The sequence below is a fragment of the Streptomyces coacervatus genome, assembly GCF_029223485.1.
In the GTDB taxonomy this organism is placed as follows: Bacteria; Actinomycetota; Actinomycetes; order Streptomycetales; family Streptomycetaceae; genus Streptomyces; species Streptomyces coacervatus.
In genome coordinates, this window is sequence record NZ_JARHTP010000001.1 from 735,099 (window position 1) to 755,612 (window position 20,514).

General features: G+C 70.0%; 18 protein-coding genes. All 18 read left to right on the top strand.

What is annotated here, in order from left to right; genetic code table 11:
• Positions 1-226: 226 nt before the first annotated feature.
• Complete coding sequence (locus tag P2Q00_RS03220) at positions 227-2,035, top strand: DUF5941 domain-containing protein (RefSeq protein WP_275769197.1); 1,809 nt, start codon at positions 227-229, stop codon at positions 2,033-2,035.
• Positions 2,032-2,784 carry a phosphocholine cytidylyltransferase family protein gene (locus P2Q00_RS03225; protein ID WP_275769200.1) on the top strand — a complete coding sequence of 251 codons (753 nt, stop codon included), beginning with the start codon at positions 2,032-2,034 and terminating at the stop codon, positions 2,782-2,784. The genes P2Q00_RS03220 and P2Q00_RS03225 overlap by 4 nt, the downstream gene beginning before the upstream one ends.
• Complete coding sequence (locus tag P2Q00_RS03230; RefSeq protein WP_275769202.1) at positions 2,772-3,833, top strand: iron-containing alcohol dehydrogenase family protein; 1,062 nt, start codon at positions 2,772-2,774, stop codon at positions 3,831-3,833. Before P2Q00_RS03225 ends, P2Q00_RS03230 begins: the two co-directional genes overlap by 13 nt.
• Positions 3,811-4,590 carry a CDP-alcohol phosphatidyltransferase family protein gene (locus P2Q00_RS03235; RefSeq protein WP_275769204.1) on the top strand — a complete coding sequence of 260 codons (780 nt, stop codon included), beginning with the start codon at positions 3,811-3,813 and terminating at the stop codon, positions 4,588-4,590. The genes P2Q00_RS03230 and P2Q00_RS03235 overlap by 23 nt, the downstream gene beginning before the upstream one ends.
• A gap of 5 nt (positions 4,591-4,595) precedes the next feature.
• Complete coding sequence (locus P2Q00_RS03240) at positions 4,596-5,468, top strand: glycosyltransferase family 2 protein (RefSeq protein WP_275769496.1); 873 nt, start codon at positions 4,596-4,598, stop codon at positions 5,466-5,468.
• Between the two features lie 67 nt (positions 5,469-5,535).
• Positions 5,536-6,465: an ABC transporter permease gene (locus P2Q00_RS03245; RefSeq protein ID WP_275769206.1), complete on the top strand. Its 930-nt coding sequence runs from the start codon at positions 5,536-5,538 to the stop codon at positions 6,463-6,465.
• Positions 6,458-7,240, top strand: a complete 783-nt coding sequence (locus P2Q00_RS03250; RefSeq protein WP_275769209.1) for an ABC transporter ATP-binding protein — start codon at positions 6,458-6,460, stop codon at positions 7,238-7,240. The genes P2Q00_RS03245 and P2Q00_RS03250 overlap by 8 nt, the downstream gene beginning before the upstream one ends.
• A gap of 386 nt (positions 7,241-7,626) precedes the next feature.
• Positions 7,627-8,529 carry a squalene synthase HpnC gene (gene hpnC, locus P2Q00_RS03255; protein WP_275769211.1) on the top strand — a complete coding sequence of 301 codons (903 nt, stop codon included), beginning with the start codon at positions 7,627-7,629 and terminating at the stop codon, positions 8,527-8,529.
• Positions 8,526-9,476 (top strand): presqualene diphosphate synthase HpnD, encoded by a 951-nt coding sequence (hpnD, locus tag P2Q00_RS03260; RefSeq protein WP_275769214.1) that lies wholly within the window; start codon positions 8,526-8,528, stop codon positions 9,474-9,476. Before hpnC ends, hpnD begins: the two co-directional genes overlap by 4 nt.
• Positions 9,476-9,613 carry a DUF6380 family protein gene (locus tag P2Q00_RS50910; protein WP_369293665.1) on the top strand — a complete coding sequence of 46 codons (138 nt, stop codon included), beginning with the start codon at positions 9,476-9,478 and terminating at the stop codon, positions 9,611-9,613. The genes hpnD and P2Q00_RS50910 overlap by 1 nt, the downstream gene beginning before the upstream one ends.
• Positions 9,610-11,037: a hydroxysqualene dehydroxylase HpnE gene (hpnE, locus tag P2Q00_RS03265; RefSeq protein WP_275769217.1), complete on the top strand. Its 1,428-nt coding sequence runs from the start codon at positions 9,610-9,612 to the stop codon at positions 11,035-11,037. Before P2Q00_RS50910 ends, hpnE begins: the two co-directional genes overlap by 4 nt.
• The gene (locus P2Q00_RS03270; RefSeq protein WP_275769219.1) at positions 11,037-12,164 is read left to right on the top strand and encodes a polyprenyl synthetase family protein; all 1,128 of its coding nucleotides are present in this window, start codon (positions 11,037-11,039) and stop codon (positions 12,162-12,164) included. The genes hpnE and P2Q00_RS03270 overlap by 1 nt, the downstream gene beginning before the upstream one ends.
• A gap of 116 nt (positions 12,165-12,280) precedes the next feature.
• Entirely contained in the window at positions 12,281-14,287 is a 2,007-nt protein-coding gene (gene shc, locus P2Q00_RS03275) for a squalene--hopene cyclase (RefSeq protein WP_275769220.1), read from the top strand.
• A complete protein-coding gene (locus P2Q00_RS03280; RefSeq protein WP_275769223.1) occupies positions 14,287-14,928 on the top strand; it encodes a phosphorylase family protein in 642 nt (213 codons plus the stop codon). Before shc ends, P2Q00_RS03280 begins: the two co-directional genes overlap by 1 nt.
• 5 nt (positions 14,929-14,933) lie before the next feature.
• Positions 14,934-15,956 carry an adenosyl-hopene transferase HpnH gene (hpnH, locus tag P2Q00_RS03285; protein WP_275769224.1) on the top strand — a complete coding sequence of 341 codons (1,023 nt, stop codon included), beginning with the start codon at positions 14,934-14,936 and terminating at the stop codon, positions 15,954-15,956.
• A gap of 4 nt (positions 15,957-15,960) precedes the next feature.
• Complete coding sequence (gene ispG / locus P2Q00_RS03290) at positions 15,961-17,118, top strand: flavodoxin-dependent (E)-4-hydroxy-3-methylbut-2-enyl-diphosphate synthase (RefSeq protein ID WP_275769225.1); 1,158 nt, start codon at positions 15,961-15,963, stop codon at positions 17,116-17,118.
• Between the two features lie 27 nt (positions 17,119-17,145).
• Positions 17,146-19,095, top strand: coding sequence for a 1-deoxy-D-xylulose-5-phosphate synthase (gene dxs / locus P2Q00_RS03295; protein ID WP_275769228.1), 1,950 nt, complete (start codon positions 17,146-17,148; stop codon positions 19,093-19,095).
• Entirely contained in the window at positions 19,092-20,477 is a 1,386-nt protein-coding gene (locus P2Q00_RS03300) for an aspartate aminotransferase family protein (protein WP_275769229.1), read from the top strand. Before dxs ends, P2Q00_RS03300 begins: the two co-directional genes overlap by 4 nt.
• Positions 20,478-20,514 lie beyond the last annotated feature (37 nt).

The following is a 20,514-nucleotide window of genomic DNA, read 5'->3' on the forward strand; positions in this document are numbered from 1 at the left end:
TGATCTGGGCGGCGCGGTTTGTCGGCGAGACCCCGGATCACCGATGATGATCGTGGCAAAGGCCAGTGGAGACGGCGTTGATCGGCCCGTGAACGGGCGGTGAACTCCGCTCTCCGGGCATCCGATAGCCTCTGCCGACATGCCGCCCGCCTGGTCCAGCCAAGGGGCGTCCCCCATCGTGCACATGACCGGCGCCGGCGCGTCGGCACCCAGGGAGTGAGTTCGGTTGTCGACCGCCATCCTGACCGGTCAGCCGGTCCCCGGATCGTCGATCGAGGGCGATCTGCGGTCCCTCGGCTTCGACGTACGGACCGCCTCCGACACCGCCGACGCCGAGGCGCTGCTGGCCCAGGCGCCGGGCGACCAGCGAGTCGCCGTCGTCGACGCCCGCTTCGTGGGACATCTGCACGCGCTGCGCCTCGGCCTGACCGATCCCCGCTTCCCGCTCGCCGCGATCCCGGGCGCCGTGACGGCCCAGCCGGCCGGCCGCCAGGCCCTGACCCGGGCGATGGCCCGCGAGAACTCGGCCGGCGGCGGCACGGCAGTCGCCGTCGACAGCCTCGCCGACCGCATCGTCACCGCCCTCGACACCGACGGCGCCGACGTGCACCGCCCGGAGCTCGGCAGCCTGGTCGCCGCGGTCCCCGCCGACCCGCAGTCCCGCAACGAGGCGCGGCAGGCCGTCGCGAACGTCGACGACGAGGCCGTACGTCTGAAGTCGGCCGTGAAGTCCCGCGACGGCTTCTTCACCACGTTCTGCATCAGCCCGTACTCCCGCTACATCGCCCGCTGGTGCGCCCGCCGCGGCCTGACCCCGAACCAGGTCACCACCGCCTCCCTGCTCACCGCGCTGATCGCGGCGGGCTGCGCGGCCACCGGCACCCGCGTCGGCTTCATAGCGGCGGGCGTCCTGCTGATCGCGTCCTTCGTACTGGACTGCACCGACGGCCAGCTCGCCCGCTACTCCCTGCAGTACTCCACGCTCGGTGCCTGGCTCGACGCCACCTTCGACCGGGCCAAGGAGTACGCCTACTACGCCGGCCTCGCCCTGGGCGCGGCCCGCGGTGGCGACGACGTATGGGCCCTCGCGCTCGGCGCGATGATCCTGCAGACCTGCCGGCACGTCGTCGACTTCTCCTTCAACGAGGCCAACCACGACGCCACCGCCAACACCAGCCCCACCGCGGCCCTCTCCGACAAGCTGGACAGCGTCGGCTGGACGGTGTGGGTGCGCCGCATGATCGTCCTGCCGATCGGTGAGCGCTGGGCGATGATCGCGGTCCTGACGGCGGTCACCACGCCCCGGATCACCTTCTACGTCCTGCTCATCGGCTGCGCGTTCGCGGCGACGTACACGACGGCGGGCCGCGTCCTTCGCTCGCTGACCCGCAAGGCGCAGCGCACCGACCGGGCGGCGCAGGCGCTGGCGGACCTTGCGGACAGCGGGCCGCTGGCCGAGGGCGTTGTGGCATTGCTGGGGAAGCTGCCTGCCAAGCCCCCGTTCGGCTCGCGCGCCTTCGTGGCGCTGCCGGGTGCCGCGCTGCTGGTCGCCGCCGCGGGCTCCTCCTCGTACGGCAGCGCGCTGCCCGTCGGCATGGCTGTGCTCTATCTCATCACCTCGGCCGCCGCTGTCGCCCTGCCTCTCAAGGGCGCTCTCGACTGGCTCGTCCCCCCGCTGTTCCGCGCCGCCGAATACGGCACCGTCCTGATCCTGGCAGCCAAAGCGGATGTGAACGGAGCCCTTCCTGCAGCTTTCGGGCTGGTGGCGGCCGTCGCCTACCATCACTACGACACGGTGTACCGCATCCGCGGCAACGCCGGAGCGCCGCCGGCCTGGCTGGTGCGCGCCATTGGGGGGCACGAAGGGCGGACGCTGCTCGTCACCGTCCTGGCCGCGGTGCTCACCGCCTCGCAGTTCAAGGTCGCGCTCACGGCGCTCGCCGTGGCCGTCGCCCTGGTGGTGCTCGCCGAGAGCATCCGCTTCTGGGTGTCCTCCGGGGCCCCCGCCGTACACGATGAAGGAGAACCCGCATGATCGGCCTCGTGCTGGCGGCCGGCGCCGGACGGCGTCTGCGCCCCTACACCGACAGCCTTCCCAAGGCGCTGGTGCCGGTGGGGCCCGCGGGCATAGAGGGCGAACCGACGGTTCTGGACCTGACCCTCGGCAACTTCGCCGAGATCGGCCTGACCGAGGTCGCGATCATCGTCGGCTACCGCAAGGAGGCCGTGTACGAGCGCAAGGCGGCGCTGGAGGCCAAGTACGGCCTCAAGCTCACCCTCATCGACAACGACAAGGCCGAGGAGTGGAACAACGCCTACTCCCTGTGGTGCGGCCGTGACGCCCTCAAGGACGGCGTGATCCTCGCCAACGGCGACACCGTCCACCCGGTCTCCGTCGAGAAGACGCTGCTCGCCGCCCGCGGCGACGGCAAGAAGATCATCCTCGCCCTCGACACCGTGAAGTCCCTCGCCGACGAGGAGATGAAGGTCGTCGTCGACCCCGAGAAGGGCATGACGAAGATCACCAAGCTGATGGACCCCGCCGAGGCGACCGGCGAGTACATCGGCGTGACGCTGATCGAGGGCGACGCCGCCCCCGAGCTGGCCGACGCCCTGAAGGCGGTCTGGGAGACCGACCCGCAGCAGTTCTACGAGCACGGGTACCAGGAGCTCGTGAACCGCGGCTTCCGGATCGACGTGGCGCCGATCGGCGACGTCAAGTGGGTCGAGATCGACAACCACGACGACCTCGCCCGTGGACGGGAGATCGCGTGCCAGTACTGACCCGGCTCATTCCCTCGCCGCTCGTCGTGGACATCCGCCCGGGTGCCCTCGACGATCTGGCCTGCGTGCTCGCCGATGAGCGCATCTCGACCTCCGGTCGCCTCGCCGTCGCCGTCAGCGGCGGTTCCGGCGCCAAGCTGCGCGAGCGGATCGCCCCGACGCTTCCCGGTGCCACCTGGTACGAGGTCGGCGGCGGCACCCTCGACGACGCGGTGCGGCTGGCCGGCGACATAAAGGCCGGCCACTACGACGCGGTCGTGGGCCTCGGCGGCGGCAAGATCATCGACTGCGCCAAGTTCGCCGCGGCACGTGTCGGCCTGCCCCTGGTCGCCGTGCCGACGAACCTGGCGCACGACGGCCTGTGCTCGCCGGTCGCCACCCTCGACAACGACGCCGGCCGCGGTTCCTACGGCGTGCCGAACCCGATCGCGGCCGTCATCGACCTCGACGTCATCCGCGAGGCCCCGGCGCGATTCGTGCGCGCGGGCATCGGCGACGCGATCTCCAACATCAACGCGATCGCGGACTGGGAGCTGTCCAACCGCGTCACCGGCGAGAAGATCGACGGCCTCGCCGCCGCCATGGCCCGCCAGGCCGGCGAGGCGGTGCTGCGCCACCCCGGCGGCATCGGGGACAACGCCTTCCTCCAGGTGCTCGCCGAGGCGCTGGTCCTCACCGGTATCGCGATGTCGATCTCCGGCGACTCGCGCCCCGCCTCGGGCTCCTGCCACGAGATCAACCACGCCTTCGACCTGCTGTACCCGAAGCGCGCCGCGAGCCACGGCGAGCAGTGCGGCCTGGGCGCCGCCTTCGCCATGTATCTGCGCGGCGCGCACGAGGAGTCGGCGTACATGGCCGAGGTGCTGCGCCGGCACGGGCTTCCGGTGCTGCCGGAGGAGATCGGCTTCACGGTGGACGAGTTCGTCCGCGCCGTGGAGTTCGCCCCGGAGACCAGGCCCGGCCGCTACACCATCCTCGAACACCTCGACCTGAAAACCGACCAGATCAAGGACACCTACGCCGACTATGTCAAGGCCATCGGTAGCTGAACTCCGCCCGGTCGTCCACCCCGCAGGGGTCAAGGACCGGCGCAGCGGTGAGCACTGGATGGGACGCCTCTACATGCGTGAGGTGTCCCTGCGGGTCGACCGCTACCTGGTGAACACCAGGGTCACGCCCAACCAGCTCACGTATCTGATGACCGTCTTCGGCGTGCTCGCGGCCCCGGCCCTGCTGGTGCCGGGGATCGCGGGCGCCGTGCTCGGCGTGTTCTGCGTGCAGATGTATCTGCTGCTGGACTGCGTCGACGGCGAGATCGCTCGCTGGAAGAAGCAGTACTCGCTGAGCGGCGTCTACCTGGACCGGGTCGGCGCCTACCTCACCGACGCCGCGGTGCTCGTCGGCTTCGGGCTGCGCGCCGCCGACATCTGGGGCAGCGGCCGTATCGACTGGCTGTGGGCCTTCCTCGGCACGCTGGCCGCGCTCGGCGCGATCCTGATCAAGGCCGAGACCGACCTGGTCGGCGTCGCCCGGCACCAGGGCGGGAAGCCCCCGGTCCAGGAGGCCGCCGCCGAGATGCGCTCCTCCGGCATGGCGCTGGCCCGCCGGGCCGCCGCCGCGTTCAAGTTCCACCGGCTGATCCTCGGTATCGAGGCGTCCCTGCTGATCCTGGTTCTGGCGATCGCCGACCAGATGCGCGGCGACCTGTTCTTCTCCCGGCTCGGCGTGGCCGTACTGGCCGGCATCGCCCTGCTGCAGACCCTGCTGCACCTCGTGTCCATCCTCGCCTCCAGCAGGCTGAAGTGAGCGGCATGAAGGTCGGCGCGGTGATCATCACCATGGGCAACCGCCCCGACGAGCTCCGCGCCCTGCTCGACTCGGTCGCCAAGCAGGACGGCGACCGGGTCGAGGTGGTCGTGGTCGGCAACGGCTCGCCCGTCCCGGACGTCCCCGAAGGCGTCCGTACGATCGAGCTGCCCGAGAACCTCGGCATCCCCGGCGGCCGCAACGTCGGCATCGAGGCCTTCGGCCCCAGCGGCCGCGACGTCGATGTCCTGATGTTCCTCGACGACGACGGGCTCCTCGCCCAGCACGACACCGCCGAGCTGTGCCGCCAGGCCTTCGAGGCCGACCCGAAGCTCGGCATCATCAGCTTCCGCATCGCCGACCCCGACACCGGGGTCACCCAGCGCCGCCACGTCCCGCGCCTGCGCGCCGCCGACCCGATGCGCTCCTCCCGGGTCACCACCTTCCTCGGCGGCGCCAACGCCGTCCGTACGAAGGTCTTCGCCGAAGTCGGCGGGCTCCCGGACGAATTCTTCTACGCCCACGAGGAAACCGACCTGGCATGGCGGGCCCTCGACGCGGGCTGGATGATCGACTACCGGTCCGACATGGTGCTGTTCCACCCGACGACCGCGCCCTCGCGGCACGCGGTCTACCACCGCATGGTGGCCCGCAACCGCGTCTGGCTGGCCCGCCGCAACCTGCCCGCGCTCCTGGTCCCGGTCTACCTCGGGGTCTGGATGCTGCTCACCCTGCTGCGCCGCCCCTCGCGCCCGGCCCTGCGGGCCTGGTTCGGCGGCTTCCGGGAAGGCTGGACGACATCGTGCGGACCGCGCAGGCCCATGAAGTGGCGCACCGTTTGGCGGCTTACTCGACTGGGCCGGCCTCCCGTCATCTGACAAGCTCGAAGCTGAGAGCGCGCGGCCCGCACGGGCAGCGCCTTCCCGAAGACGAAAGTTTCCACCAGTGAGTGACACAACGCATGACGGCGCAGTCGCGGTGAGCGCGGCTGCGTCGCCCGACGAGGGCTTCTCGGCGGCACAGCTCGCCGAGAAGTACGGGCTGTCCGTGAGCGGCGCCCGCCCCGGACTCGTCGACTACGTCCGCCAGCTCTGGGGACGGCGTCACTTCATCCTCGCCTTCTCCCAGGCGAAGCTGACCGCGCAGTACAGCCAGGCCAAGCTCGGCCAGCTCTGGCAGGTCGCCACTCCGCTGCTCAACGCGGCCGTGTACTACTTCATCTTCGGCGTCATCCTCAAGGCCAGCCGCGGCTTCTCGCGGGACGTGTACATCCCGTTCCTGGTCACGGGCGTCTTCGTGTTCACCTTCACCCAGAGCTCGATCATGACGGGTGTGCGCGCGATCTCCGGCAACCTCGGCCTGGTGCGGGCGCTGCACTTCCCGCGCGCCTCGCTGCCGATCTCCTTCGCGCTGCAGCAGCTCCAGCAGCTGCTGTTCTCGATGATCGTGCTGTTCGTCATCGTGATCGGCTTCGGCAGCTATCCCAGTCTGTCCTGGCTGTTGATCGTGCCGATCCTGTTCCTGCAGTTCCTCTTCAACACCGGGCTCGCGCTGATCGTGGCGCGGATGGGCGCCAAGACGCCGGACCTGGCCCAGCTGATGCCGTTCATCCTGCGCACCTGGATGTACATGTCCGGCGTCATGTTCTCCATCCAGCACATGATGGCCGGCCGCTCCGAGGCGTTCGCCCGCGCACTCCAGGTGAACCCGGCTGCCGTCTTCATGGACCTGATGCGCTTCGCGCTGATCGACGGATACGGCGCCGGGAACCTTCCCCCGCATGTCTGGGCCATCGCCCTGTTCTGGGCCGTGGTCGTGTTCGTGGGAGGCTTCGTGTACTTCTGGAAGGCGGAGGAGCGGTACGGACGTGGCTGAGCAGATCTCCGGGGAGCAGCGCATCCCCACCGTCATCTCGGACGAGCTGCACATCGTGTACCGCGTCCACGGCGCCAAGACCGGCAAGGGCAGCGCGACCGCGGCCCTGAGCCGCATAGTCAAGCGGGGCGAGGAGCGCGGTGTGCGCAAGGTGCACGCCGTCAAGGGCGTCTCCTTCGTCGCCTACCGCGGCGAGGCCGTCGGCCTGATCGGCTCCAACGGCTCCGGCAAGTCGACGCTGCTGCGTGCCATCGCCGGTCTGCTCCCGGCGGAGAAGGGCCGCGTCTACACCAATGGCCAGCCCTCGCTGCTGGGCGTGAACGCCGCCCTGATGAACGACCTCACCGGCGAGCGGAACGTCATCCTCGGCGGTCTCGCCATGGGCATGTCCCGCGAGCAGGTCAGAGAGCGCTACCAGGACATCGTCGACTTCTCCGGGATCAACGAGAAGGGCGACTTCATCACCCTGCCGATGCGCACCTACTCCTCCGGCATGGCGGCCCGCCTGCGCTTCTCCATCGCCGCCGCCAAGGACCACGACGTCCTGATGATCGACGAGGCGCTGGCCACCGGTGACCGCAAGTTCCAGGTCCGCTCCGAGGAACGCATCCGTGAGTTGCGCAAGTCGGCCGGCACGGTGTTTCTCGTCAGTCACAACAACAAGTCGATCCGCGACACCTGTGACCGTGTCCTGTGGCTGGAACGCGGCGAGCTCCGCATGGACGGGCCCACCGAAGAGGTCCTCAAGGAGTACGAGAAGTTCACCGGCAAGTAGTCCACCCCCAACTGGACGCACAGGCCAGAACGGATCGCGGGGCCCCGCCGCAACCTCTGCGGCGGGGCCCCGCGTCTGCAAAGGAAACGTCAACTGGCGCTCGCCCCAGGAATCTTGACACCAATCGGTGTGTTGTTGTGATGTGCAGGACACCCCGGGGAACCTCGCTGCGTTGTACAACGTAAGCTGTACCGGTCCCGAAACGCGGCAAGTGGGGCGATAATGCGCGACACCCACAACCGGGACAACCGCACGGACAGCAGGGCGGCGTGTCCGAAATAGTATGCATTGGGTCGGCAGTGTAGAACGGGAGATGTGACGGCAATGGCTACGGAAACTCCCCAGCTGAACGCAGCATGTGCCGTCCCCGCCCCGGGTAGTCACCGGTGACGGGAACCGGCCTGTCGCCCGCCGGCGATCCGGAGCGCGGCACGCTCGACAAGGCCGCGGGTGAGAACTTCCCCGTGGCACCTTTCTTCCTGCCCAAGGCCTGGCGCGCCGACCTCATGGCCATCTACGGCTTCGCCCGTCTCGTCGACGACATCGGCGACGGCGACCTGGCGCCCGGCGGCGCCGACGCCCGTCTGCTCGGCGTGTCGCCCAAGGAGGCCGAGGACCGGCTGCTGCTCCTGGACGCCTTCGAGGCCGACCTGAACCGGGTCTTCGACGGGGTCCCGTGCCACCCCCTGCTGCGCCGCCTGCAGCTGACCGTCCGCCGCCACTCGCTGACCCCCGAGCCCTTCCTCGGCCTGATCGCCGCCAACCGCCAGGACCAGCTCGTCAGCCGCTACGAGACCTACGACGACCTGCTCGCCTACTGCGAACTGTCGGCCAACCCCGTCGGCCGCCTGGTCCTGTCCGTCACCGGGACCTCGACCCCCGAACGCATCCGGCTCTCGGACGCGATCTGCACGGCCCTCCAGATCGTCGAACACCTGCAGGACGTCGCCGAGGACCTCGGCCGCGACCGCATCTACCTGCCCGCCGAGGACATGAAGCACTTCCATGTCCAGGAGGCGGATCTCGCCACGCCCACCGCGGGCGCATCGTTGCGCGCACTGGTTGCATACGAAGCACAACGCGCCCGCGATCTCCTGAATGAAGGCGCCCCCCTCGTGGGTAGCGTCCACGGCAGGTTGAAGCTGCTGCTCGCGGGATTCGTGGCGGGGGGAAGGGCGGCGGTCAAAGCGATCGCCGCCGCGGAATACGACGTACTTCCCGGCCCGCCCAAGCCCGGCAAGGTCCAGCTGCTGCGCGAGGTGGGCGTGACTCTGCGAGGAGAGGGGTGATCCGGACCGTGGAGTCGGAACAACACGTGTCCGCACCGGTACTCGCCGCCTACAGCTACTGCGAGGCCGTCACCGGACAGCAGGCCCGAAACTTCGCCTACGGCATCAGGCTGCTGCCGACGCCCAAGCGCCGCGCGATGTCGGCGCTCTACGCGTTTTCGAGGCGCGTCGACGACATCGGCGACGGCGCGCTGGCCGGCGAGGTCAAGGCGGCAAGACTCGAGGACACCCGGGCGCTGCTGGCCCGGGTGCGTGACGGGGCGGTCGCCGAGGACGACATCGACCCGGTCGCCGTCGCTCTGGCCCATGCCGCCGAGACCTTCCCGGTCCCGCTCGACGGGCTCGACGAGCTGATCGACGGCGTGCTGATGGACGTCCGCGGCGAGACCTACGAGACCTGGGACGACCTGAAGGTCTACTGCCGCTGTGTCGCGGGCGCCATCGGGCGGCTCTCGCTCGGCGTGTTCGGCACGGAACCGGGAGCGCGCGGCGCCGATCGCGCCCCGGAGTACGCCGACACGCTCGGGCTCGCGCTGCAGCTCACCAACATCCTCAGAGACATCCGCGAGGACGCCGAGGGCGGCCGCACCTATCTGCCCGCCGACGACCTCGCGAAATTCGGGTGCTCGGCCGGGTTCAACGGCCCGACCCCACCGGAGGGCTCCGACTTCGCGGGCCTCGTGCACTTCGAAGTGCGACGGGCCCGCGCCCTTTTCGCCGAGGGTTACCGGCTGCTCCCCATGCTCGACCGGCGCAGCGGCGCCTGCGTCGCCGCCATGGCCGGCATCTACCGCCGGCTGCTCGACCGCATCGAGCGCGACCCGGAGGCCGTGCTGCGCGGCCGGGTCTCGCTGCCCGGGCGGGAGAAGGCGTACGTCGCCGTCCGCGGGCTGTCCGGGCTGGACGCCCGGCATGTGACGCGGAGAACCGTCAGGAGGCGCACCTGATGGACAAAACGGTCCAAGGTGATTCCACCGGCGAAAAGCGGCACGCAACCCTCCGGACGAGGACGGCGTCCCTGACTGCGACGGCCGACCGTGCACGGTTCAACCACGGCGGTCGCGCAGGGGAGGGTGCACGATGAGCGACGGCAAACAGCCCGACGAACCGGTCGCCGACGTCCCGGGACGACCCGGGCGGGACGCCGTCGTGATCGGCGGCGGGCTCGCCGGCATCACCGCAGCGCTCGCGCTCGCCGACGCGGGCATCCGCGTCACCCTGATCGAAGGCAGGCCGAGACTGGGTGGCCTGGCCTTCTCCTTCCAGCGCGGCGAACTGACCGTCGACAACGGACAGCACGTGTACCTGCGCTGCTGCACCGCCTACCGCTGGTTCCTCGACCGCATCGAGGGGACGGCGCTGGCGCCGCTGCAGGATCGTCTCGACGTGCCCGTACTCGACGTCGACAAGCCCGAGGGACGGCGGCTCGGCAGGCTGCGGCGCGATGCCCTGCCGGTGCCTCTGCACCTGGGGCGCAGCCTCGCGACCTATCCGCATCTCTCGCTCGCCGAGCGGGCCAAGGTGGGCCGTGCCGCGCTCGCGCTCAAGGGGCTCGACCTCGCCGATCCGACCCTGGACACCCAGGACTTCGGCAGCTGGCTGACCGCGCACGGTCAGTCGGCGCGTGCCGTCGAGGCCCTGTGGGACCTGGTCGGGGTCGCCACCCTCAACGCGGTCGCGGGCGACGCCTCGCTGGGGCTCGCCGCGATGGTGTTCAAGACCGGTCTGCTGTCCGACCCGGGCGCGGCCGACATCGGCTGGGCGCGCGTCCCGCTGGGTGAACTGCATGACCGGCTGGCCCGCAAGGCGCTCGACTCCACGGGCGTCCGTACCGAGGTCCGTACACGCGTCACCTCCATCTCTACTGACGAGAACGGGCGTTGGAGCGTTCAGGTTCCCGGCGAGACGCTCCAGGCCGACGCGGTCGTGCTCGCCGTACCCCAGCGCGAGGCCCACGATCTGCTGCCGGCGGGCGCCCTCGACGCCCCTGAGCAGCTGCTCGACATCGGCACCGCGCCGATCCTCAATGTGCATGTCGTCTACGACCGGAAGGTGCTGAACCGGCCGTTCTTCGCGGCCCTCGGCACCCCCGTGCAGTGGGTCTTCGACCGCACCGACGCCTCCGGGCTGCGCGAGGGCCAGTACCTCGCGCTGTCCCAGTCGGCGGCGCACGACGAGATCGACGAGCCGGTCGGAGCGCTCCGCGAGCGCTATCTGCCCGAGCTGGAGCGGCTGCTGCCCGGCACCCGCGGCGCAGAGGTGATGGACTTCTTCGTGACCAGGGAGCGCACGGCGACGTTCGCTCCCGTCCCCGGCGTCGGACGGCTGCGGCCCGGCGCCCGTACCAAAGCCCCCGGCCTCTACCTGGCCGGAGCGTGGACCGCCACAGGGTGGCCCGCGACCATGGAGAGTGCGGTCCGCAGTGGTGTGAGTGCGGCGGACGCCGCGCTGAGCGCCCTGGGCCGGCCCCGCCCGAGTCACCTCTTCGAGTTCGAGGAGGCGGCCTGATGCTCGATCAGCATGCGGCAGGTCCCCGCACCCCCGGTACCGCAACAAGAGGAGAGACTGTGCCCACTGTGCCCCCGGCCGAGACGGCTGCCGACGCGGTGGACGTGACCGCGCTCCTGGAGCGCGGCCGGACCCTTGCCACACCGGTACTGCGGGCGGCCGTCGACCGCCTGGCCCCTCCCATGGACACCGTTTCCGCCTACCACTTCGGCTGGATCGACGCCGAGGGCAACCCCGCCGACGGGGACGGCGGCAAAGCCGTGCGCCCCGCTCTCGCGGTGCTCTCCGCCGAGGTCACCGGCGCCGCACCCGAGGTCGGCATCCCCGGCGCCGTGGCCGTCGAGCTCGTCCACAACTTCTCCCTCCTGCACGACGACCTGATGGACGGCGACGAACAGCGCCGCCACCGCGACACCGTCTGGAAGGTGCACGGCCCCGCCCAGGCGATCCTCGTCGGCGACGCCCTGTTCGCCCTCGCCAACGAAATCCTGCTGGAACTCGGCACCGTCGAGGCCGGCCGCGCCACCCGCCGCCTGACCACCGCCACCCGCGCCCTCATCGACGGCCAGGCGCAGGACATCTCCTACGAGCACCGCGACCGCGTCAGCGTCGAGGAGTGCCTGGAGATGGAGGGCAACAAGACCGGCGCCCTGCTCGCCTGCGCCTCCTCCATCGGCGCGGTGCTCGGCGGCGCGGACGACCGCACCGCCGACACCCTGGAGAAGTACGGCTACCACCTGGGTCTCGCCTTCCAGGCCGTCGACGACCTGCTCGGCATCTGGGGCGACCCCGTCTCCACCGGCAAGCAGACCTGGAGCGACCTGCGGCAGCGCAAGAAGTCCCTGCCGGTCGTGGCCGCGCTAGCGGCGGGCGGATCCGCCTCCGAGCGGCTCGGCGAGATCCTCGCCGAGGATGCCAAGAGCAGCGACTTCGAGAACTTCTCCGAGGAGGAGTTCGCCTTCCGCGCCGCGCTCATCGAGGAGGCGGGCGGCCGCGAGTGGACGGCGCAGGAGGCACGCCGACAGCACACCGTCGCCATCGAGGCCCTGCACGCCATCGACATGCCCGACCGGGTGCGGGACCGGTTCACGGCGCTCGCCGACTTCGTCGTCGTACGAAAGAGATGATCACTATCGGTCGAATAGCCCTCGCGTAGTCGCCGGCCGGTGTCGCGGGAACACGAGCACCGGCCGACGGCGGACCCACAGCAGCACGATGTGAACGACTGCACGAAGGGGAAGCCATGACAGCGACGACCGACGGAAGCACCGGGGCCGCGTCGCCCCGCGCTGCCGCGGCCAGCGAAACCGACAGCACGAGCCCCGTGGCGGCAGGGGTACGCGATGCCGCCGTACGCGCCGTACAACGCTCCACCGACTTCCTGCTGTCCCGGCAGGACGCCCAGGGCTGGTGGAAGGGCGACCTCGAGACGAACGTGACCATGGACGCCGAGGATCTTCTGCTACGGCAGTTCCTGGGCATCCTCGACGAGGACACCGCGCACGCCGCCGCGCTGTTCATCCGTGGCGAGCAGCGCGAGGACGGCACCTGGGCCACCTTCTACGGCGGACCCGGCGAGCTCTCCACCACCATCGAGGCGTATGTCGCGCTGCGCCTGGCCGGCGACGAGCCGGATGCCCCGCACATGGCGAAGGCCTCCGGCTGGATCCGTGATCGGGGCGGCATCGCCGCGGCCCGTGTCTTCACCCGGATCTGGCTCGCGCTGTTCGGCTGGTGGAAGTGGGAGGACCTGCCCGAACTCCCGCCGGAGCTCATCTACTTCCCCAAGTGGGTGCCGCTCAACATCTACGACTTCGGGTGCTGGGCGCGGCAGACGATCGTGCCGCTCACCATCGTGTCCGCGAAGCGGCCGGTGCGGCCCGCGCCCTTCCCGCTCGACGAGCTGCACACCGACCCGGACCACCCGAACCCGCCCAAGCCCCTTGCCCCGGTGGCGAGTTGGGACGGCGCGTTCCAGCGCCTGGACAAGGGCCTGCACCAGCTGCGCAAGGTCGCACCGCGCAGGCTGCGCAAGGCGGCCATGAACTCCGCCGCGCGCTGGATCATCGAGCGGCAGGAGAACGACGGCTGCTGGGGCGGCATCCAGCCGCCGGCCGTGTACTCGGTGATCGCGCTGTATCTGCTGGGCTACGACCTCCAGCACCCGGTGATGCGCGAGGGGTTGGCGTCGCTGGACCGTTTCGCCGTGTGGCGCGAGGACGGGGCCCGGATGATCGAGGCCTGTCAGTCGCCCGTGTGGGACACCTGCCTCGCCACCATCGCGCTCGCCGACGCGGGCCTGCCCGCCGACCATCCCCAGCTCGTCAAGGCGACGGACTGGATGCTCGGCGAGGAGATCGTCCGGCCCGGGGACTGGTCCGTGAAGCGGCCCGGGCTGCCGCCCGGCGGCTGGGCGTTCGAGTTCCACAACGACAACTACCCCGACATCGACGACACCGCCGAGGTCGTCCTCGCACTGCGCCGCGTCCGGCACCACGACCCGGCGCGGGTGGACAAGGCCATCGGGCGCGGGGTGCGCTGGAACCTCGGGATGCAGTCGAAGAACGGGGCGTGGGGCGCCTTCGACGTCGACAACACCAGCCCGTTCCCCAACCGGCTGCCGTTCTGCGACTTCGGCGAGGTCATCGACCCGCCGTCGGCGGACGTGACGGCGCACGTGGTGGAGATGCTGGCCGTCGAGGGCCTCTCCCACGACCCGCGCACCCGGCGCGGCATCGAGTGGCTGCTCGCCGAGCAGGAGCCGGACGGCTCGTGGTTCGGGCGCTGGGGCGTCAACTACGTCTACGGCACCGGTTCGGTCGTACCCGCCCTCGTCGCGGCCGGCTTCCCCGGCTCGCACCCGGCGATCCGGCGGGCGGTGGCCTGGCTGGAGTCCGTCCAGAACGACGACGGGGGCTGGGGCGAGGACCTGCGCTCCTACAAGGACGTCAAGGAGTGGAGCGGCAAGGGCGCCTCCACCGCCTCCCAGACGGCCTGGGCGCTGATGGCGCTGCTGGCGGCGGGAGAGAAGGACTCCAAGGCCGTCGAGCGCGGCGTCGAGTGGCTCGCGGCCACCCAGCTGGACGACGGTTCCTGGGACGAGCCGTACTTCACCGGGACCGGATTCCCCTGGGACTTCTCGATCAACTACCACCTCTACCGGCAGGTCTTCCCGCTCACCGCGCTGGGCCGGTACGTCAACGGCGAGCCCTTCACCAAGAAGCCTCTCGCCGAGGCCAAGGGGGGCTGATGAGCACCCAGCCCGCCCCGGCCCCGCTGCTGATCGCCTGCGCGCTCGGCATCGAGCACCTCGCCCTGCGCAGGCGGGATCGCGGCGGTGCCGTCGGGCCCGTCACCGTGCTCCGTACGGGCATGGGGCCCAAGGCGGCCGAGCGCTCCGTCACCCGGCTCCTCGCCGACCCCGCTCTGCGCGAGGCGGCCGTGCTGGCCACCGGCTTCTGCGCGGGGCTCGCCCCCGGCATGCACCCCGGCGATCTGGTCGTCGCCGAGGAGACCCGGGACCCGGACGGAACCGTTCCGTGCGTGGGGACCGACCTTCTCGTCAAGGAGCTCGGGCGCGCCGTGCCCGGGCGCACCGTCCACACCGGCCCCCTCACCGGCTCCGATCATGTCGTGCGCGGTCACGAACGGTCGGATCTGCTCTCGACCGGCGCAATCGCGGTCGACATGGAGTCCGCGGCCACGCTCCTGAGCGCCGTGCGCACCGGCGCGCGCCCGGTTGCGGCCGTGCGGGTGGTCGTGGACGCTCCTGAACATGAACTTGTTCGAATCGGCACGGTCCGCGGTGGAATATCGGCTTTCCGCGTCCTTCGTGCCGTACTTCCAGCTTTCGTCGAATGGCACCGTTCTTTGCTGCTCCCCAGGAGGTGAGCCAGATGGCCATGCCGCTGCGTCAGTCCATCAAGGTCGCTACGTACTTGGCTGAACAGAAGCTCCGCAAGCGGGACAAGTTTCCGCTGATCGTGGAGCTGGAACCGCTCTTCGCGTGCAATCTGAAGTGCGAGGGCTGCGGCAAGATCCAGCATCCGGCGGGTGTGCTCAAGCAGCGCATGCCGGTTGCGCAGGCCGTCGGGGCGGTGCTCGAATCCGGTGCGCCGATGGTGTCCATCGCGGGCGGCGAACCCCTGATGCACCCTCAGATCGATGAGATCGTGCGGCAGTTGGTGGCCAAGAAGAAGTACGTCTTCCTGTGCACCAACGCGATGTTGCTGCGCAAGAAGATGGACAAGTTCAAGCCCTCTCCCTACTTCGCCTTCGCCGTGCACATCGACGGACTGCGCGAGCGGCACGACGAGTCGGTGGCGAAGGAGGGCGTCTTCGACGAGGCCGTGGAGGCGATCAAGGAGGCCAAGCGGCGCGGCTTCCGGGTCACCACCAACTCCACCTTCTTCAACACGGACACCCCGCAGACCATCATCGAGGTGCTCAACTTCCTCAATGACGATCTGCACGTGGACGAGATGATGATCTCGCCCGCCTACGCCTACGAGAAGGCGCCCGACCAGGAGCACTTCCTGGGCGTGGAGCAGACCCGCGAGCTGTTCAAGAAGGCCTTCGCGGGCGGCAACCGGCGCCGCTGGCGGCTCAACCACTCGCCGCTCTTCCTGGACTTCCTGGAGGGCAAGGTCGACTTCCCGTGCACCGCCTGGGCGATCCCGAACTACTCGCTCTTCGGCTGGCAGCGCCCCTGCTACCTGATGAGCGACGGGTACGTGCCGACGTACCGGGAACTGATCGAGGACACCGACTGGGACAAGTACGGCCGCGGAAAGGACCCGCGTTGCGCCAACTGCATGGCGCACTGCGGCTACGAGCCCACCGCCGTCCTCGCCACGATGGGGTCCCTGAAGGAGTCCCTGCGCGCCATGCGCGAGACGGTCTCCGGAAACCGGGAGTGACGTCATGACCGCCATTCCCTTGGGTGTCCCCGAGGTGCCGGCCCGTCCGATCGCCGAGCGGCGCCTGTCGCGGCAGATCCAGGTCGGGCCGGTGGCGGTCGGGGGCGGGGCCCCGGTGTCGGTGCAGTCGATGACGACGACCCGTACGTCCGACATCGGCGCCACCCTGCAGCAGATCGCGGAACTCACCGCGTCCGGCTGCCAGATCGTCCGCGTCGCCTGCCCCACGCAGGACGACGCGGACGCCCTCGCGACCATCGCCCGCAAGTCGCAGATCCCGGTGATCGCGGACATCCACTTCCAGCCGAAGTACGTGTTCGCCGCGATCGAGGCCGGATGTGCCGCGGTGCGGGTGAACCCCGGCAACATCAAGAAGTTCGACGACCAGGTGAAACAGATCGCGCGGGCCGCGGGGGACCACGGCACGCCGATCCGGATCGGGGTCAACGCCGGGTCACTCGACAGGCGGCTGCTGCAGAAATACGGCAAGGCAACGCCGGAGGCGCTCGTGGAGAGCGCGCTGTGGGAGGCGTCGCTCTTCGAGGAGCACGGCTTCCGGGACATCAAGATCTCGGTCAAGCACAACGACCCAGTCGTGATGATCGAGGCGTACAAGCAGCTCGCCGCGCAGTGCGACTACCCGCTGCACCTCGGGGTGACCGAGGCCGGGCCCGCCTTCCAGGGCACGATCAAGTCGGCGGTCGCCTTCGGGGCGCTGCTGTCGCAGGGCATCGGCGACACCATCAGGGTCTCGCTCAGCGCCCCGCCCGCCGAGGAGGTCAAGGTCGGACTGCAGATCCTGGAGTCCCTGAACCTCAAGCAGCGGCGTCTGGAGATCGTCTCCTGTCCGTCCTGCGGGCGTGCCCAGGTCGACGTCTACAAGCTGGCCGACCAGGTCACGGCGGGCCTTACGGGCATGGAAGTCCCGTTGCGGGTAGCCGTGATGGGTTGTGTGGTCAACGGCCCGGGCGAGGCGCGGGAGGCGGACCTGGGGGTCGCCTCCGGCAACGGCAAGGGGCAGATCTTCGTCAAGGGCGAGGTCATCAAGACCGTACCCGAGTCGAAGATCGTGGAGACCCTCATCGAGGAGGCGATGAAGATCGCCGAACAGCTGGAACAGGACGGCGTCGCGGCGGGGGAGCCGGCCGTCACCGTGAGTTGAACAGCACGGACCGAAGGGGGCCCGAGCGTGACCATTCTGGAGAACATCCGGGGACCACGCGACCTGAAGGCGCTGTCCGAAGCGGAGCTCGGTCAACTGGCCGAAGAGATCAGGGAGTTCCTGGTGCACGCGGTGGCCAGGACCGGCGGACACCTCGGGCCCAACCTGGGGGTGGTGGAACTCTCCATCGCACTCCACCGGGTCTTCGAGTCACCCGTCGACCGCATCGTCTGGGACACCGGCCATCAGAGCTATGTACACAAGTTGCTGACGGGTCGTCAGGACTTCTCCAAGTTGCGCGGCAAGGGCGGCCTGTCCGGCTACCCCTCGCGGGAGGAGTCCGAGCACGACATCGTCGAGAACAGCCACGCCTCCACCGCGCTCGGCTGGGCCGACGGCCTCGCCAAGGCCCGCCAGGTGCAGGGCGAGAAGGGCCATGTGGTCGCGGTGATCGGCGACGGCGCGCTCACCGGCGGCATGGCCTGGGAGGCGCTGAACAACATCGCGGCCGCCAAGGACCGGCCGCTGATCATCGTCGTCAACGACAACGAGCGCTCGTACGCGCCGACCATCGGCGGCCTCGCCAACCACCTGGCCACCCTGCGCACCACGGACTCGTACGAGAAGGTGCTCGCCTGGGGCAAGGACGTGCTGCTGCGCACGCCCGTCGTCGGCAACACCATCTACGAGTCGCTGCACGGCGCGAAGAAGGGCTTCAAGGACGCGTTCGCCCCGCAGGGCATGTTCGAGGACCTGGGCCTGAAGTACGTCGGCCCGATCGACGGACATGACATCGGGGCCGTCGAGTCCGCGCTCAGACGCGCGAAACGCTTCCACGGGCCGGTGCTCATCCACTGCCTGACCGAGAAGGGCCGCGGCTACGAGCCCGCGATCGCCCACGAGGAGGACCACTTCCACACCGTCGGCGTGATGGACCCGCTCACCTGCGAACCCCTCGCGCCCTCCAACGGGCCCTCCTGGACCTCGGTGTTCGGCGACGAGATCGTCGCGATCGGCGAGGAACGTGAGGATGTCGTGGCGATCACGGCGGCCATGCTGCACCCGGTGGGGCTCGGCAAGTTCGCCGCCCGCTTCCCGGACCGCGTGTGGGACGTCGGGATCGCCGAGCAGCACGCCGCCGTCTCCGCGGCCGGTCTCGCGACCGGCGGCCTGCACCCGGTCGTCGCCGTCTACGCCACCTTCCTCAACCGTGCCTTCGACCAGCTCCTGATGGATGTGGCGCTGCACCGCTGCGGGGTGACGTTCGTGCTGGACCGGGCCGGCGTCACCGGCGTCGACGGGCCCTCCCACAACGGCATGTGGGACATGTCGATCCTGCAGGTCGTGCCGGGGCTCAGAATCGCCGCGCCACGCGACGCCGACCAGCTGCGGGCGCAGCTGCGCGAGGCCGTCGCCGTCGACGACGCGCCGACCCTGGTCCGCTTCCCGAAGGAGTCGGTGGGGCCGGAGATCCCGGCGATCGACCGGCTGGGCGGCCTCGACGTCCTGCACCGCGGCCCGGACGTCCCCGAGGTGCTGCTGGTCGCCGTCGGCGTGATGGCGCCCGTCTGCCTGCAGGCCGCCGAGCTGCTGGAGGCGCGCGGGATCTCCTGCACCGTCGTCGACCCCCGCTGGGTCAAGCCCGTCGACCCGGCGCTCCCGGGCCTCGCCGCCGAACACCGGCTGGTGGCCGTCGTCGAGGACAACAGCCGCGCCTCCGGGGTCGGCGCCGCGGTCGCGCTGGCGCTGGGCGATGCCGAAGTCGACGTCCCCGTACGGCGGTTCGGCATCCCGGAGCAGTTCCTCGCGCACGCCAAGCGCGGCGAGGTGCTCGCCGACATCGGGCTCACGCCGGTGGAGGTCGCCGGACGGATCAGCGCGAGTCTGGCCGTCAAGGAGGCCGAGGACACCCTGGCCGTCAAGGAGGCGGCCGACAGCGGCGAGGCGGCCGTTCAAGTCAAGGAGAAGGCTGAATGACCAAGGAGTTCGACCTCGGCGCACTCTTGGCCGAACGCGGAGCCGAGCGCTACGAGCTGCACAGCAAGTACCTGAACCACCAGCTCCCGCGCATGCTGCACACCATCGGCTTCGACAAGGTCTACGAGCGCGCCGAGGGCGCCCACTTCTGGGACGCGGACGGCAACGACCACCTGGACATGCTCGCCGGGTTCGGGGTGATGGGCCTGGGGCGCCACCACCCCGTCGTCCGCAAGGCACTGCACGACGTCCTCGACGCCTCTCTCGCCGACCTCACCCGCTTCGACTGCCAGCCGCTGCCCGGACTGCTGGCCGAGAAGCTGCTGACGTACAGCCCGCACCTGGACCGCGTGTTCTTCGGCAACAGCGGTACGGAGGCGGTGGAGACCGCGCTGAAGTTCGCCCGCTACGTCACCGGGAAGCCGCGGATCCTGTACTGCGATCACGCCTTCCACGGCCTGACCACCGGGTCCCTGTCGGTCAACGGCGAGGACGGCTTCCGCGACGGCTTCGCCCCGCTGCTGCCCGACACGGCCGTGCCGCTCGGCGATCTCGACGCCCTGGCAAGGGAGTTGAAGAAGGGCGACGTCGCCGCCCTGATCGTCGAGCCGATCCAGGGCAAGGGCGTGCACGAGGCCCCGCCCAGCTATCTCCGCGCCGCCCAGCAGCTGCTGCACAAGCACAAAGCGCTGCTCATCGCCGACGAGGTGCAGACGGGGCTGGGCAGGACCGGCGACTTCTACGCCTACCAGCACGAGGAAGGTGTGGAGCCCGACCTGGTGTGTGTGGCCAAGGCGCTGTCCGGCGGCTACGTTCCCGTCGGCGCCACCCTCGGCAAGGACTGGATCTTCAAGAAGGTCTACTCGTCGATGGACCGGGTGCTGGTCCACTCGGCGAGCTTCGGCTCCAACGCCCAGGCCATGACGGCGGGGTTGGCCGTGCTGTCGGTCATGGAGAACGAGCAGATCGTTGCCAACGCCCGTGCGACGGGTGAGCAGTTGAAGTCGCGGCTCGCTGCGCTGATCGACAAGTACGAGCTGCTCGCCGACGTGCGCGGCCGGGGCCTGATGATCGGCATCGAGTTCGGCAGGCCCAAGTCGCTGAAGCTGCGCAGCCGTTGGACGATGCTGCAGGCCGCGCGGAAGGGCCTGTTCGCGCAGATGGTCGTCGTACCGCTGCTGCAGCGGCACCGGATCCTCACCCAGGTCTCCGGCGACCACCTGGAGGTGATCAAGCTGATCCCGCCGCTGATCATCGGTGAGCAGGACGTGGACCGGTTCGTCGACGCCTTCACGGCCGTCATGGACGACGCGCACAGCGGCGGCGGCCTCATGTGGGACTTCAGCAAGACGCTGGTCAAGCAGGCGGTCGCCAACCGGTAGGCCGCCCTGCAGGCCGGGGCTCTGCCGGGCCCCGGCG

Excerpts from the sequence above, each read along its gene's own strand:
- ispG (WP_275769225.1), top strand. The coding sequence starts at position 15,961 with ATGACCGCCATTCCCTTGGGTGTCCCCGAGGTGCCGGCCCGTCCGATC.
- hpnE (WP_275769217.1), top strand. The coding sequence starts at position 9,610 with ATGAGCGACGGCAAACAGCCCGACGAACCGGTCGCCGACGTCCCGGGA.
- P2Q00_RS03225 (WP_275769200.1), top strand. The coding sequence starts at position 2,032 with ATGATCGGCCTCGTGCTGGCGGCCGGCGCCGGACGGCGTCTGCGCCCC.
- P2Q00_RS03280 (WP_275769223.1), top strand. The coding sequence starts at position 14,287 with ATGAGCACCCAGCCCGCCCCGGCCCCGCTGCTGATCGCCTGCGCGCTC.
- shc (WP_275769220.1), top strand. The coding sequence starts at position 12,281 with ATGACAGCGACGACCGACGGAAGCACCGGGGCCGCGTCGCCCCGCGCT.
- hpnH (WP_275769224.1), top strand. The coding sequence starts at position 14,934 with ATGGCCATGCCGCTGCGTCAGTCCATCAAGGTCGCTACGTACTTGGCT.
- P2Q00_RS50910 (WP_369293665.1), top strand. The coding sequence starts at position 9,476 with ATGGACAAAACGGTCCAAGGTGATTCCACCGGCGAAAAGCGGCACGCA.
- P2Q00_RS03300 (WP_275769229.1), top strand. The coding sequence starts at position 19,092 with ATGACCAAGGAGTTCGACCTCGGCGCACTCTTGGCCGAACGCGGAGCC.
- P2Q00_RS03235 (WP_275769204.1), top strand. The coding sequence starts at position 3,811 with ATGTCAAGGCCATCGGTAGCTGAACTCCGCCCGGTCGTCCACCCCGCA.
- P2Q00_RS03240 (WP_275769496.1), top strand. The coding sequence starts at position 4,596 with ATGAAGGTCGGCGCGGTGATCATCACCATGGGCAACCGCCCCGACGAG.
- P2Q00_RS03270 (WP_275769219.1), top strand. The coding sequence starts at position 11,037 with ATGCTCGATCAGCATGCGGCAGGTCCCCGCACCCCCGGTACCGCAACA.